Genomic DNA, 14024 nt, shown 5'->3' on the forward strand with positions numbered 1-14024 from the left:
CGTGCCGGAGTCGCCGGCCGCGACGCCGCCGGTGCTGCTGGCCGCGATGCCGGGGGAGCAGCACGTGCTGCCCGCGGTCGCGCTGGCCGCGGCGCTGGCCGAACGGGGTGTCGCGTGCCGGCCGCTGGGCGCCGACCTGCCGGTGGCCGCGCTCGTGGCCGCGGTGCGTCGGACGGCACCCGCCGCGGTGTTCCTCTGGGCGCAGGTCGCCCAGACGGCCGATGTCGGGGTGCTGCGGGCGCTGCCGCGGACGCGGCCCCGCTTCCGCACCTTCGTCGGCGGCCCCGGCTGGGCCGGCCAGGAGCTGCCGCCGCGGGTCCCGGTGCTGGCCTCGCTCGCCTCGGCCTGCGCCGAGATCAGCGGCGCGGTCTCGATCTGAGCGCGGCGTTCGGGCCGGATCCGGGTGCGCGGGCGCGCCTGCCCGTGGAGCCGTCGGCACACGATAGGTGGATCTTCGCGGTCACCCTCGGTGGCCAGGGGTGGTACGCGGCGGCCGCCGCGGTGCTCACCGGTCTGCTCGCCGACCGGCGCGTCCCGCCCGCGACGGCGGCCCACGCGGCGGTCACCCTGGCCTCGCACCGCCGCCAGCTCGGCGGGCACGCGGCCGCCCGGCCGCTGGACGCGCTGGGCCTGCGGCTGGCCTCGACGGCGCTGCGGGAGGGCGGCTCCGAGCCGGACGTGGACGGTGCCGATGCACGGGCGGCGCGCACGGATGCGCTGGTCGGGCTGGCCGCCGACGCGCTGGGAACCGGCGACGTCCGCGGCGCGGCCCGGTTGCTCGACGTCGCCGAGGAGGTGGGGCGCGGTCACCCGTCCTGGCGCCCGGGAGTGCGGGCGGGATGGGTGCGGGCCGAGCTGGCGCTGCTGCGCGGCGTTCCGGCCGAGGCCGTGGAACCCGCCGAACGAGCGGTGGCCGCGTCCCGGACGGCCGGATCGTGGCGCCACGAGGTGAAGTCGCGCATCGTCCTCGCCGTAGCTCGTTCGGCCCATAGCCGATCACCCCGAGTGGCCCGCACGGCCGTCGTCGAACTCGACGAGATGGCCTCGAAGGCCCGGAAATCGGGTCTTCTGCCGCTCGCGTGGCCCGCGGACCTCGCCGCAGCAGACCTGTTGGCCCAGGAGCCACTCGCAAACGAGTGGCGTCGAGCAACGGTGCGGCAATCGTCGAGCGACACGACGAGCGGCGCGACACGCCGACGACACTCCGCGAGGGCAACGCTGAGTGTCATCGTGGCGAGAGCAGACCCCGTGGGACGGCGGCTCGTGAGGGAGTCGCCGTGGCTTCCATCGCCGCTGCCGGTAGTGTAGTTACTCCATTCGGAGGCAGCTAACCCACTTGAACTGAGCCACTGGGCGCAAGACTCCCGAATGGAGGCCACAAAAGCACCCTGATCGTGTCAAGGTAGGCCGGTCGCCCGCCGATGCGGGGGGTGACACATCACCCGGCTGCAGGAAGCTGCAGGAAGGAATCGTCGTGACGACGGTACTTATTTGCGACGATCGTCGCAGCGTCCGCGAGGGGCTGACCCGCGTGATGTCCGCGGTGCCCGGCGTGCACCGGATCGACTGCGTAGCCCACGGCGACGAGTTGCTGGCCCGCTTCTCCCGCCAGCCGGTGGACGTCGTGCTCGTCGGCACCCAGCGCGCGGTGCCCACCGGTGTCGAGGCCACCCGCCGCCTCGTGGCGGCCCACCCGCAGGCCAACGTCATCGTCTTCGGCGCCCCCGACGACGCCGGCAGCATCGCCGCGGCCATCGCCGGCGGTGCCCGCGGCTACCTGCGCTGGGACGCCTCGCGCCCGGAGCTCGTCGCCGCGCTGGCCCACACCCTCGCCAGCACCGCCGTCCCCACCCCCCGCACCCCGACCGACCCCGGCGTCCAGCTGACCGAGCGCGAGCTGCAGGTGCTGCGGGGGATGAGCCAGGGCAAGAGCAACGGCCAGATCGGCCGCGAGCTGTACCTGTCGGAGGACACGGTGAAGACGCACGCCCGGCGGCTGTTCCGCAAGCTCGGGGTGCGCGACCGCGCCCAGGCCGTGGCCCACGGCTTCCGCCGCGGACTGGTGTCCTGACCGGAGCGGGTTCCCCGTGCGCCCCGTGGTTCCCGCTCTCCGCCGGGGGTCACGGGGCGCCGTCGTGAGCGGCCCCTCCCGCACCGGTCGCGATCGGCATCGGCCACGATCGGCGCCCCCGCGTAGGGCCGGCCGGGTGAGTGTTCCGTTGACTCCGCAACGTTGTCCCGGTGGTTCGCGTCATACCCGGCGAAGGGCGCAGGCGCTGCCGGCCCGCCCGGAGGTTTTCGCTACCGTGGTCCGCAATGAGGACACGGTCGGGCACTGACCGTGAGCGACCTCACGAACGGATGATGACGAACATGTTGCGTAACGTCGTGTCGACGGACCGCGATGAGTGACACGAAGGACGTTCCCGACGAGCTGGTGGCCCTCGCGATGCGGGGAGACCGCGGAGCGGTCGAGAGCGTGTTGTCAATCATCCGGCCGCTGGTCGTGCGCTACTGCCGCGCCCGGCTCGGCCGGCTGGACAGGTCCTCGGTCTCGGCCGACGACGTCGCGCAGGAGGTGTGCTTGGCGGTTCTGACGGCCCTGCCCGGCTACCGGGTGCAGGGCCGGCCGTTCCTGGCGTTCGTCTACGGGATCGCCTCCCACAAGGTGATCGACGCGCACAGGTCGGCGACCCGCAACCGCGCCGAGCCGGTTGCGGATCTCCCCGATGCGGCCGAGGCCGCGGACGGGCCCGAACAGCGCGCGTTGCGCGTCGAGCTCTCCGACGAGCTGGGTCAGCTGCTCGACACGCTCCCCGAGAAACAACGAGAGATCCTGGTGCTTCGCGTGGTGGTCGGCCTGTCCGCCGAGGAGACGGCGGACGCGGTGGGTTCGACCCCGGGAGCGGTGCGCGTCGCCCAGCACCGGGCGCTGGCACGGCTCCGCAGGTCGATGCCCGAGGAGGTGGTCTGACAACATGCGTGACAACCGGCACGAGCCCCGACGTGCCAATGGCGTCCACCGCGATGACGTGCGGACCCGTGCGGTACCTCTGCACGACCAGGACCTGGTCGACACCGACGTGCACGAACCGGTCGACCTGGTCGCCGTCCAGGCCGACGACGAACTGATCAACGCGCTGTCCTCCGGCCTGCCCGTGGTCACCTCGACCCCGGTGGGTTACGGCTCCGAGGACAGGGTCGCGGCCATCCTGGCCGCCTGGCGGGCCGAGGTCGACGCCGAGCCGGTGCCCGAGCTGCTCGACGTGGACACCGCCGTCGCCGCCATCGCCGCCGCCCGCGACTCGGGTTCCTCGCTTGCGCGCCGCCGGTCGGCCCGCGCCCGCCACCTCGCCCCGGTGGCCGCCGCCGCGGCGTTCCTGGTCATCACGATGGGCGGGGTGTCCATCGGGTCCGCCTCGGCGCAGCCCGACGACGTCCTGTGGCCCATCTCGAAGGTCTTGTTCTCCGAGCGGGCCGCCTCCGTGGAGGCCGCCGACCGGGTCCAGGACCACATCGACCGGGCCAAGCAGGCCCTGGTCGAGGGCAGGCCCGACGAGGCGGCCGGCGAGCTGCAGCTGGCCCAGGCCGACCTCGGGGCGATCCGCCCGGAGGAGGGGCAGGTCGAGCTGGCCGACGTGCAGGACTTCCTGCTCGCCAAGGCGGCCGAGACACCGCCGGGTGAGATCGCCGACCTGACCGCCCCGCTGAGCACGCAGCCCAGCCGGCCGGTGCCGCCCGGGGTGCTCGACCCGACCGACCCGGCGCAGCCGCTGCCGGCGTTCGTCCCGAGCGACGGCGGCCCGGCGAAGATTGTGCCCGGTTCGACGTCGAACGACCCCCGCAGGAGCCCCGGCACCGGCGGTGGTGCGGCGCAGGACGAGACCGACGAGGGCACGCCGTCCGGCACGGTCCCGCGCGAGTCCGCCCCGGAGACGTCGGTCGAGCCCAGCCCGACCGACGAGGAGGACACGGTGCCGCTCCCGCCGGGCGACGACGTCCTGCCGGGCACCACGTCGCCGCACCCGGAGCCGACCACCACCAACCCCGGCATCACCGAGGGCCAGGCGCCCGCCCAGTCGTCGGGCACCAGCACGGGCACCAGCACGGGCACGGCCCAGGGCACGGTGCCGCCCACGTCGTGAGGGCGGTCCCCGCAGCGACGAGAGAACGACGAGAAGGCCCCGCCGGTCGCGACCGGCGGGGCCTTCTCGTGGGTTCGGGTCCGGCTCAGGCGTCGGAGAGCACCGCGTCCGCGTAGCCGCGGCAGTACTCCCAGCTGACGTAGCTGGCCGGGTCGGGGTCGAAGGCGGGCTCGTGCGGGCGCATCTGGCCCTCGTCGAGCAGTTGCTGGAGGCTGGCCCGCAGCAGGCTCCACTCGTGGAAGTGCTGCTCGCCGCAGTCGCCGCAGTCGACGACGATGCCGCGGACGCCGCGGACCTCCAGCAGGGCCTGGTAGACGGCCAGGTCGGCGAGATCGGCGACGACCTCGTCGCGCTCGTCGTCGCTCAGGGTGTCCTGTTCCTCGGGCTCCATGCCGTCCAGCGACAGCGCCGGGTCCTGCGGATCCCCGGCGAACGGGTCCGGTGGGAGCGAGTCTGGTGGCACGTTGACGACAGTACTCCCCCCGCTCGCCCCGCGGTCGCGAACGTCGCCGAACGCGTCCGCGCGGGCGACCGCCGGCCCCCGGGCGTTCGGCGCACGACGGGCCCGTCGCGGGCTCGACGGCCGGCCGCGCGGATACGATGAAGGTCCATCGAAGCCCGCGGTCGAGGATGTGTGAGCCCCCCATGACGAACGAGACCGCCGGACTCCCGCCGAAGTTCGCGATGCTCGGCCTGACCTTCGACGACGTGCTCCTGCTGCCCGCGGAGTCCGACGTCGTGCCCAGCGCGGTCGACACGAGCACCCAGGTCACCCGCAACGTGCGGATCAAGGTGCCGCTGGTGTCGTCCCCGATGGACACCGTCACCGAGTCCCGGATGGCCATCGCGATGGCCCGCGCGGGTGGACTCGGCGTGCTGCACCGCAACCTGTCGCCCGCCGAGCAGGCCGCCCAGGTCGAGGTGGTGAAGCGGTCGGAGGCCGGCATGGTCACCGACCCGGTCACCTGCTCCCCGGACGACACGCTGGCCCAGGTCGACGCGCTGTGCGGCAAGTACCGGATCTCCGGCGTCCCGGTCACCGCCGCCGACGGCCGGCTGGTCGGCATCATCACCAACCGCGACATGCGGTTCGAGATGGACCACAGCCGCCCGGTCAGCGAGGTGATGACCCCTGCCCCGCTGGTCACCGCCCGCGTCGGGGTCTCCGCGGAGGCCGCGCTCGGCCTGCTGCGCCGGCACAAGCTGGAGAAGCTGCCCGTCATCGACGGCGACGGCATCCTGCGCGGCCTGATCACCATCAAGGACTTCAACAAGACCGAGAAGTACCCGCTGGCCACCAAGGACCCCGACGGCCGGCTGGTCGTCGCGGCGGCCGTCGGCGTCGGCGACGAGGCCTACGCCAGGGCGATGACGCTGGTCGAGGCGGGCGTCGACGTGCTGATGGTCGACACCGCGCACGGCCACTCCCGGCGCGTCCTGGAGACCGTCGCCAAGCTGCAGGCCGAGGTCGGCCACGACGTCGACGTCGTCGGCGGCAACGTGGCCACCCGCGCCGGCGCGCAGGCGCTCGTCGAGGCCGGGGCCGACGCCGTCAAGGTCGGGGTGGGGCCGGGCTCGATCTGCACCACCCGCGTCGTCGCGGGCGTGGGCGCGCCGCAGATCACCGCCATCTACGAGGCCGCGCAGGCGTGCGCGGCGGCCGGCGTGCCGGTCATCGGCGACGGCGGCATCCAGTACTCCGGCGACATCTCCAAGGCCATCGCGGCCGGGGCGTCCTCGGTGATGCTGGGCAGCCTGCTGGCCGGCACCGCGGAGTCGCCCGGCGAGCTGATCCTGGTGGGCGCCAACCAGTTCAAGACCTACCGCGGCATGGGGTCGCTGGGCGCGATGCGCTCCCGGGAGAACAACCGCTCCTACTCGCGCGACCGCTACGCCCAGGACGACGTGCTCAGCGAGGACAAGCTGGTCCCCGAGGGCATCGAGGGGCGCATCCCGTTCCGCGGCCCGCTGGCCCAGGTCGTGCACCAGTTGGTGGGCGGGCTGCGCTCCGGGATGGGCTACGCGGGCGCCGAGACGGTCCCGCAGCTGCAGCAGGCGCAGCTGGTGCGGATCACCGCCGCCGGGCTCAAGGAGAGCCACCCGCACGACATCACCATGACGGTCGAGTCGCCCAACTACGCGGCCCGGTAGGAAGGGCCCTAGGCTGCTCAGACGTGCGTGACGTCGTCGAGATCGGGATGGGCCGGGAGGCCCGTCGCAGCTACGACCTGTCCCAGGTCGAGATCGTGCCCTCCCGCCGGACCCGCAGCTCCCAGGAGGTCTCCACCTCCTGGCAGCTCGACGCCTACCCGTTCGGCATCCCACTGGTGACCCACCCGACCGACGCGGTCGTCTCCCCGGCGACCGCGGTCCGGATCGGGCGCCTCGGCGGTCTCGCGGTGCTCAACGCCGAGGGCCTGTGGGCCCGCCACGCCGACCCCGACCGCGAGCTCGGCCGCGTCGTCGACGCCGTCGCCGACGGCGGCCCGGCCGAGGCGGTGCGGCTGCTGCAGGAGCTGCACGCGGCCCCGATCCAGTCCTCGCTGCTGGCCGAGGCACTGGGCACCGTCCGCGAGGCCGGCGTCACGGTGGCGGCCCGGGTGAGCCCGCAGCGGGCCCGCGAGCTGACCCCGGCCCTGCTCGCCGCGGGCGTCGAGGTGCTCGTCGTCCAGGGCACGATCATCTCCGCCGAGCACGTCTCCGGCGGGGAGCCGCTCAACCTCAAGGAGTTCATCTCCTCGCTCGACGTCCCCGTCGTCGCCGGCGGCGTCGGCGACTACCGCACCGCCATGCACCTGATGCGCACCGGCGCCGCCGGCGTGATCGTCGGCTACGGCGAGTCCGCCGCCACCACCACCGACGAGGTCCTGGGCATCGGCGTCCCGATGGCCACCGCCGTCGTCGACGCCGCGGCCGCCCGCCGCGACTACCTCGACGAGACCGGCGGCCGGTACGTGCACGTCATCGCCGACGGCGGCATGGCGGGCTCGGGCGACATGGCCAAGGCCATCGCCTGCGGCGCCGACGCCGTCATGCTGGGCGAGCAGTTGGCGGCGGCCTCCGACGCCCCCGGCCGCGGCTACTACTGGACCTCCGCCGCCGCCCACCCCTCCCTGCCGCGCTCGGGCGTCGCGGGCCCGCTCGGCGCGCCCGGCAAGTGCGACCTGGAGCAGGTGCTGTTCGGGCCGGCGACGGGTGGCGACCGGGTGAACCTGTTCGGGGCGCTGCGGCGGGCGCTGGCCAAGACGGGGTACTCCGACCTCAAGGAGTTCCAGCGGGTGGGGCTCACCGTCCGCGCCTGACCGCCCGCCGATCCGCGATGGCGGGGTGGGGACGTCTTCGCAGGGGCGGTGAGGTCTTCGCAGGCGCCGTAGCACCTGCGAAGACCACGGAGACCCTGCGAAGTGGCTGACTGGCGTGCGCCGGGGGATGGGTGCCGTCGGTCCGGTCGCCGCTCCCGGGTGCCGGCCGCCAACTACCCTGGTCGCGTGCAGCCTCCGACAGTGCTTGTGGTCGACTACGGTGCCCAGTACGCCCAGCTGATCGCCCGCCGGGTGCGCGAGGCGCACGTCTACTCCGAGATCGTCCCGGGCGACACCCCGGTCGAGGAGATCGTGGCCCGCAAGCCGGCGGCGCTGATCCTGTCCGGCGGACCGTCGAGCGTGTACGAGCCGGGGGCGCCCAGCGTCGATCCCGACCTGTTCACCTCCGGGATCCCGGTGCTCGGGCTCTGCTACGGCTTCCAGGCGATGGCCAGGGCGCTGGGCGGCGAGGTCGCGCCGGACGGCACCCGCGAGTACGGGCGCACCGAGCTGACCGTCACCGAGCCGGGGGCGCTGCACGGGGGGCTGCCGGCGCGGCACCCGGTGTGGATGAGCCACGGCGACTCGGTGGTGCGGGCGCCGGAGGGGTTCACCGTGACCGCGTCCTCGGAGCGGGCGAAGGTGGCCGCGTTCGAGGACGTGGAGCGGCGGCTGGCCGGCGTGCAGTACCACCCGGAGGTGGGGCACTCCCCGCACGGCCAGGACGTGCTGGCGCGGTTCCTGCACGAGGTCGCCGGGATCGCCCCCGGCTGGACCACGTCGTCGATCATCGACGAGACGATCGCCGCGGTCCGCGCCCAGGTGGGCGACGGGCGGGCGATCTGCGGGCTCTCCGGCGGGGTCGACTCCGCGGTCGCCGCGGCGCTCGTCCAGCGGGCCATCGGCGACCGGCTCACCTGCGTCTTCGTCGACCACGGGCTGCTGAGGGCTGGGGAGCGCCGACAGGTGGAGCGCGACTTCGTCGCCGCCACGGGCGCCAACCTGCACACCGTCGACGCCGCCGACCGCTTCCTCGGCGCGCTGGCCGGGGTCACCGACCCGGAGCAGAAGCGCAAGATCATCGGTCGGGAGTTCATCCGGGTCTTCGAGGCCGCGACCGGGGAGGTCGCCGCCGAGGAACATGTGGGCTTCCTCGTGCAGGGCACGCTCTACCCGGACGTCGTCGAGTCCGGCGGCGGGTCGGGCACGGCCACCATCAAGAGCCACCACAACGTCGGCGGCCTGCCGGACGACCTGGAGTTCAGCCTGGTCGAGCCGCTGCGCGCGCTGTTCAAGGACGAGGTGCGCAAGGTCGGCGCCGAACTGGGGCTGCCCCCGGCGATCGTCAACCGGCAGCCCTTCCCCGGCCCGGGGCTCGGCATCCGGATCATCGGCGAGGTCACCGCCGACCGGCTGGAGACCCTGCGCGCCGCCGACGCGATCGCCCGCGAGGAGCTCACCGTCGCCGGCCTGGACGCGACGATCTGGCAGTGCCCGGTGGTGCTGCTGGCCGACGTGCGCAGCGTCGGCGTCCAGGGCGACGGGCGCACCTACGGCCACCCGATCGTGCTGCGGCCGGTGTCCAGCGAGGACGCCATGACCGCCGACTGGTCCCGGCTGCCCTACGAACTCCTCGAGCGCGTCTCCACCCGCATCACCAACGAGGTCGCCGAGGTCAACCGGGTCGTCCTGGACGTGACGAGCAAGCCGCCGGGCACCATCGAGTGGGAGTGAGGCGCCACCGCGCCCGGCCCCGGACGCCGGAAAGCCACGATGCCGCCCGCGGAGGGCGACATCGTGGCTTCCCCGGTCGACGGGGTCGGTTCGGCTAGCGCCGGCGGTTGCGGCGCAGACTGCTGGTCAGCAGCAGCACCCCGAGCAGGGCGGCGCCGCCGGCGAGCAGCCAGCGCGGGTCGAAACCGGGCCAGGAGAAGACGATCTGGCCGACGAAGGCCGAGACCGACATCGCCAGCGCCAGCACCCCGACCAGCAGGGTGAACACGTCCACCCCGCGCCGCCGCGACCGCGTCACCTCGGTGGCGATCCGCTCCTTGACGCTGCCCTCCGTCGAGCCGTCGTACCTAGTCACGCTGCACCTCCACGCTGCCCGCGCCCATCTCGATGTCCAGCACCAGCGGCCGCCCGGAGCGGACGCCGTCCTCGCCGAGGTCCACCAGGCCCCGGAAGGACGCGTTCGGACCGCTGTGCGACTGGTCGAAGACGACCACGTCGCCGACGCCGGTCTCGGCGTTGACGGTCACGTCCACGTCCTCGGGGACCCGCACCGTGATGTCGCCGAGGCCCGCGGAGATCTGCGTGCGCACGGTCGGGCCGGTGCCGCCCTGCGGGAGGGCGAAGTCCACGTCGGTCAGGTCGAGTTCGATGGAACCCGCCGAGCGCGAGTACTCCGGCTGGATCGCGGCCACCGAGGCCGGCGCGATGTCGAGGTCGCCGAAGTTGTCGCTCTCCCACGTGCCCGGCGGCACCGTCAGGGTGCCCCAGGTCAGCGCACTGAGCAGCAGCGCGATCGGGATCAGCCCGCGGCCGGCGCGCAGGAACGAGCCGACCACCAGCCCGCTGCCCACGACGGCGAGCAGCACGCCCAGCATCACCGGCATGTTGGCGGTGGTGAACCCACCGGCCAGCAGCATCACGAACGAGGTCACCGCGGCGGCCAGCAGCGCGACGCCCAGGGTCACCGGGGTGACCGGCAGCTTGCGCGGCGGCGGCGCCGGCGCGGGCGGCGGGCCGGGCTCGGGCAGGTCCCAGGCGAACGGGGCCGCACCCAGCGGGTCCCAGCTCGGCGGGCCAGGCACGGGCGAGCCGACGGCCCCGTCCGCCGTCGGGACACCCTCCTTGACCAGCGACGGGCCGGTGCCGGTCGCGGTGGTCGGGGCGTCGGCTGCGGTCATCGCGGTGTCCGCCCGGACGCCGCCGACCTGCTCGGCGCGGCTGCGGTGCAGCAGGAACAGCAGCCCCACCGCGCCCAGACCGACCAGCAGCGGGGCGATGCTCGGTCCGTCGTCCCACCAGTTGACGGTGACCAGGGCGGCCACGATCAGCCCCACGATGGCCAGCCCCTGCCGCCCCCGCGACCGCCCGTCCACCTGGTCCTGGGCGGACGGCAGCGCGATCCAGCCGGCGATGTAGAGCGCCGCCCCGATCCCGGAGAACGCCGCCACCACGAACCCGATCCGCACGAGCGTCGGGTCGAGGTCGTATCGGCGCGCGATCGCCGCCGCCACGCCCGCCACCTTCCGGTCGTCGGCCCGCCTCGCCGGTCGGGTCTCCCACATGTCGCGCAACGTGGCCTGCACGTCGGATTGGTCGATGTTTCGCACGCCGGTCACCTCCTGGCGTCCAGCCTGCTGGAGGAGACCGCCCCGGGGCATGGGGGATGCCCCGGAGGATCCCCGGAAGCTTCCCCGATGTTCCCCCTTCCCCCGCGTGTGACCATGGGAGCGTGACAGCAGGACCTTCGACCGCGGCCGGACCGCCCGCCACCGCGAAGCACCCGGTGGAGCGGCGCCCGCTGCTGCGCAGGCGCAACGGCCGGTTCATCGCCGGTGTCGCCGGCGGAGTGGCCGACCACCTCGGCGTCAACGTGCTGTGGGTGCGCGCCGTGCTGGTCGCGCTGCTGCTGCTCAACGCCACCGGGCTGATCGCCTACGCGCTGCTGTGGATCTTCGTCCGGCAGGAGCCCGCGGAGACCGGGCGCGTGATGGGGCGCAACGAGCGCCAGCAGGCGCTGGGGCTGTTGGCGCTGGCCGCCGCCGTCGGTCTGGCCGGCGCCGCGCTGGACAACTCCGTGGTGAGCTGGATCGCCGGCCCGCTGGGCGTCACGGCGGTCGGCGCCGCGGTGGTCTGGCAGGAGGCCGACCAGTCGCAGCGCCGCCGCTGGGCCGCGGGCGCCCGGTCAGGTGTGCTGGCCGGGGGCCGGCAGGCCTGGCTGCGGATCCTGTCCGGGGCCGTGTTCGTCGCGGCCGGCATCACGGTCTTCCTCGTCGGCAACCTGCAGTTGGGGCAGGTGCAGTTCGCCGTGCTCGCGGTCATCGCCACGCTGGTCGGCGTCGCGGTGATCACCGTCCCGTGGTGGCTCAAGCTCGTGCGCGACCTCGGCGAGGAGCGCCACCAGCGCATCGTCGAGGCCGAGCGCGCCGAGATCGCCGCCCACCTGCACGACTCCGTCCTGCAGACGCTGGCGCTCATCCAGCGCCAGTCCGACCAGCCCCGCGAGGTGCAGCGGCTGGCCCGCGGCCAGGAGCGCGAGCTGCGCAACTGGCTCTACGGCCCCACGGGCTACGGCCGGGCGAGCATGTCCGAGCCCGGCAAGGCCGCCGGGCTGGCCGACGCGATCACCACCGCGGCCGCCGAGGTCGAGGACACCTACGCCATCGACGTCCGGCCCGTCGTCGTCGGCGACCACCCCCTCGACGACGACCTGCGCGCCGTCGTGCTGGCCGCCCGCGAGGCGATGGTCAACGCGGCCAAGCACTCCGGCGTCGCCGAGATCAGCGTCTACGTCGAGGTCGAGGAGGGTGAGGCGCACGTGTTCGTGCGCGACCGCGGCGTCGGCTTCGACCCCGACGCCGTCTCCGCGGACCGGCACGGCCTGGCCGACTCGGTGCACGCGAGAATGGAACGGCACGGGGGAACGGTACGGCTGCGCAGCACCCCGGGGGAGGGCACCGAGGTGCACCTGAGCATGCCGATCGACGGGGCCGGCGGGACCGCCGCCGAGCAGCCCGTGCAGGAGGAGGCGAGCACGTGACGGACACGACCGATCCGGTCCCGGCGGCGGCCGGGCCGATCAGGGTGTTCCTGGTCGACGACCACGGGCTGTTCCGCTCCGGGGTGCGCGCCGAGCTCGACCGCGGCGTCCCGGACGTGGAGGTGGTCGGGGAGGCGGGCTCGGTCGACGAGGCCGTCGCCGCGATCCGCCACCTCAAGCCCGACGTCGTCCTGCTCGACGTGCACATGCCCGACGGCGGCGGCGCCGAGGTGCTGCGCAAGCTGCGGCCCGAGCTGCCCGACGTGGTTTTCCTGGCGCTGAGCGTGTCCGACGCCGCCGAGGACGTCATCGCGGTGATCCGGGCCGGCGCCCGCGGCTACATCACCAAGACGATCTCCGGGCGGGAGCTGGCCGACGCCGTGCGCCGGGTGCACGGCGGCGACGCCGTGTTCTCCCCGCGGCTGGCCGGCTTCGTGCTCGACGTGTTCTCCGACCGGCCCGGCGCGGCCCCGCACGGCGACCCGGAGCTGGACATGCTCACCCGCCGCGAGCGCGACGTGCTGCGGCTGCTGGCCCGCGGCTACGCGTACAAGGAGATCGCGGGCGAGCTGTTCATCTCGGTGAAGACCGTCGAGACGCACGTGTCGAGCGTGCTGCGCAAGACGCAGCTGTCCAACCGCTACGAGCTGTCGCGCTGGGCGTCGGACCGGCGCCTGGTCTGAACCCGGGAGCGGGTCCCGGGACCCGCTCCCGTCGCGGCTAGCGGTTGTTGACGCCGAGCACGCTGCCCAGGCCACCCACGAGATCGTTGAGCGGCCTCGGCGGCCGGGTCGGGCGCGCCGGCGGCGCGTCGCTCTCGTCGCGGTCGGCGGCGCCGTCGGAGTCGCTGGGCGAATCGTCGTCGGAATCGTCGTCGGAATCGTCGCTCTGCGAGCTGCGTTCCGCGTCCCCGCTCGACTCGTCGTCGGGCTCGTCCGACTCGTCCTCGGGCTGCTCGGCTGGGGGCGGCGGGACGGGTTCCGAGGTCGACGGCACCCGCACGAGCACGGGGGCCACGGCGGCCGCGGGCGGGGCCGGCTCGTCGTCGACGGGCTCGGAGGTCGGGACGGCGGTGGTGGACGACGGCGGGAGCGGCTGCAGGTAGGGGGCCGCGGTGCCGGGCTTCGGGTCGGCGGGGGCCGGTGGGGCCTCGTCGCCGGCCGTCGCCACCAGCAGCACGGTGGCCGCGACCGCGGCGACGGCCACGGCGCTCCCGGCGCCGACCAGGACGCGCCGCAGCCGGCCCCGGCCCGACGCGATGACCTCGGTCGGCGCCTCCAGGTGCTGCGGCGCGGCCGCCCACTCCAGCTCGGGGTCGGGCTCGTAGCCCTCCCGGCGCAGCAGGTCGGCCACCGAGATGGGGGTCTCGGGGCTCTCCGGCGCCTCGCCGAGGTCGTCCGGCTCGACGACGTCGCCGTCGACCTCGGTGTCGTCGAGGTCGGTGTTCTCGAAGGCGGTGTCGTCGTGGGTGTCGTCGAGGTCGGTGCGGTCGAGGGCGGTGTACGGGCCCTCGGGCCCCGGGTCGGGACCGTCCTGGTCGCTGGTCGGCGGCGTGGTGGCCACAGCTCGCGTCCCCCAGTCGTCATCGATCGGTCACGGGTCCGACCGATGATCGCAAGGCGTGTTCGGGACGCGGTGCCGGGCGATCATCCGTAGGGCCGTTCGGACGATGTTCGACCACGAAGAGGCCCGGCGCAGCCACTCACCGTGAGAGTCAGCCTCCGAGCAGACCCCCGACGACATCGGTGAGCCCGCCCAGCAGTCCGCCCGACGCGGCGCCCGAGCCGGCCGGCGCCGGCGCCGGAG

Annotated in this window: 13 protein-coding genes and 1 pseudogene; 10 read left to right on the forward strand and 4 right to left on the reverse strand. The window is 74.3% G+C overall.

Annotated elements, in window-relative coordinates:
• The 5 genes and pseudogenes from KIK08_RS32290 to KIK08_RS32310 form a co-directional block, all read left to right on the forward strand.
• Nucleotides 1-379, forward strand: a pseudogene (locus KIK08_RS32290) (cobalamin-dependent protein); the annotation flags it as partial.
• A 122-nt stretch (nt 380-501) separates the two neighbouring features.
• Nucleotides 502-1308 carry a hypothetical protein gene (locus tag KIK08_RS32295; RefSeq protein ID WP_214407106.1) on the forward strand — a complete coding sequence of 269 codons (807 nt, stop codon included), beginning with the start codon at nt 502-504 and terminating at the stop codon, nt 1306-1308.
• 166 nt (nt 1309-1474) lie between these two features.
• Nucleotides 1475-2071, forward strand: coding sequence for a response regulator transcription factor (locus tag KIK08_RS32300; RefSeq protein WP_214407107.1), 597 nt, complete (start codon nt 1475-1477; stop codon nt 2069-2071).
• A gap of 333 nt (nt 2072-2404) precedes the next feature.
• Complete coding sequence (locus KIK08_RS32305; protein WP_214407108.1) at nt 2405-2974, forward strand: sigma-70 family RNA polymerase sigma factor; 570 nt, start codon at nt 2405-2407, stop codon at nt 2972-2974.
• A gap of 58 nt (nt 2975-3032) precedes the next feature.
• Complete coding sequence (locus tag KIK08_RS32310; protein ID WP_214407109.1) at nt 3033-4145, forward strand: anti-sigma-D factor RsdA; 1113 nt, start codon at nt 3033-3035, stop codon at nt 4143-4145.
• An 85-nt stretch (nt 4146-4230) separates the two neighbouring features.
• Here KIK08_RS32310 and KIK08_RS32315 read toward each other — a convergent pair whose 3' ends face one another.
• Complete coding sequence (locus tag KIK08_RS32315; protein WP_214407110.1) at nt 4231-4608, reverse strand: DUF5319 domain-containing protein; 378 nt, start codon at nt 4606-4608, stop codon at nt 4231-4233.
• Nucleotides 4609-4790: 182 nt separating this feature from the next.
• Here KIK08_RS32315 and guaB point away from each other — a divergent pair, with 182 nt between their 5' ends.
• From guaB to guaA, 3 genes are all read left to right on the forward strand, one after another.
• Nucleotides 4791-6296: an IMP dehydrogenase gene (gene guaB / locus KIK08_RS32320; protein WP_214407111.1), complete on the forward strand. Its 1506-nt coding sequence runs from the start codon at nt 4791-4793 to the stop codon at nt 6294-6296.
• 23 nt (nt 6297-6319) lie between these two features.
• The gene (locus KIK08_RS32325) at nt 6320-7447 is read left to right on the forward strand and encodes a GuaB3 family IMP dehydrogenase-related protein (RefSeq protein ID WP_214407112.1); all 1128 of its coding nucleotides are present in this window, start codon (nt 6320-6322) and stop codon (nt 7445-7447) included.
• Nucleotides 7448-7633: 186 nt separating this feature from the next.
• The gene (gene guaA, locus KIK08_RS32330; RefSeq protein WP_214407113.1) at nt 7634-9181 is read left to right on the forward strand and encodes a glutamine-hydrolyzing GMP synthase; all 1548 of its coding nucleotides are present in this window, start codon (nt 7634-7636) and stop codon (nt 9179-9181) included.
• A 94-nt stretch (nt 9182-9275) separates the two neighbouring features.
• On the opposite strand, the gene KIK08_RS32335 is transcribed toward guaA, so the two are convergent.
• Together KIK08_RS32335 and KIK08_RS32340 are read right to left on the reverse strand one after the other, a co-directional pair.
• A complete protein-coding gene (locus KIK08_RS32335; protein ID WP_408004765.1) occupies nt 9276-9536 on the reverse strand; it encodes a hypothetical protein in 261 nt (86 codons plus the stop codon).
• Nucleotides 9529-10788 carry a PspC domain-containing protein gene (locus tag KIK08_RS32340; RefSeq protein ID WP_214407114.1) on the reverse strand — a complete coding sequence of 420 codons (1260 nt, stop codon included), beginning with the start codon at nt 10786-10788 and terminating at the stop codon, nt 9529-9531. The genes KIK08_RS32335 and KIK08_RS32340 overlap by 8 nt, the downstream gene beginning before the upstream one ends.
• A gap of 122 nt (nt 10789-10910) precedes the next feature.
• Here KIK08_RS32340 and KIK08_RS32345 point away from each other — a divergent pair, with 122 nt between their 5' ends.
• Both KIK08_RS32345 and KIK08_RS32350 read left to right on the forward strand, forming a co-directional pair.
• A complete protein-coding gene (locus KIK08_RS32345) occupies nt 10911-12218 on the forward strand; it encodes an ATP-binding protein (RefSeq protein WP_308258029.1) in 1308 nt (435 codons plus the stop codon).
• The gene (locus KIK08_RS32350) at nt 12215-12901 is read left to right on the forward strand and encodes a response regulator (RefSeq protein WP_214407116.1); all 687 of its coding nucleotides are present in this window, start codon (nt 12215-12217) and stop codon (nt 12899-12901) included. Before KIK08_RS32345 ends, KIK08_RS32350 begins: the two co-directional genes overlap by 4 nt.
• A 37-nt stretch (nt 12902-12938) precedes the next feature.
• Here KIK08_RS32350 and KIK08_RS32355 read toward each other — a convergent pair whose 3' ends face one another.
• The gene (locus KIK08_RS32355) at nt 12939-13781 is read right to left on the reverse strand and encodes a hypothetical protein (protein ID WP_214407117.1); all 843 of its coding nucleotides are present in this window, start codon (nt 13779-13781) and stop codon (nt 12939-12941) included.
• Nucleotides 13782-14024 lie beyond the last annotated feature (243 nt).

Source organism: Pseudonocardia lacus, assembly GCF_018531445.1.
In the GTDB taxonomy this organism is placed as follows: Bacteria; Actinomycetota; Actinomycetes; order Mycobacteriales; family Pseudonocardiaceae; genus Pseudonocardia; species Pseudonocardia lacus.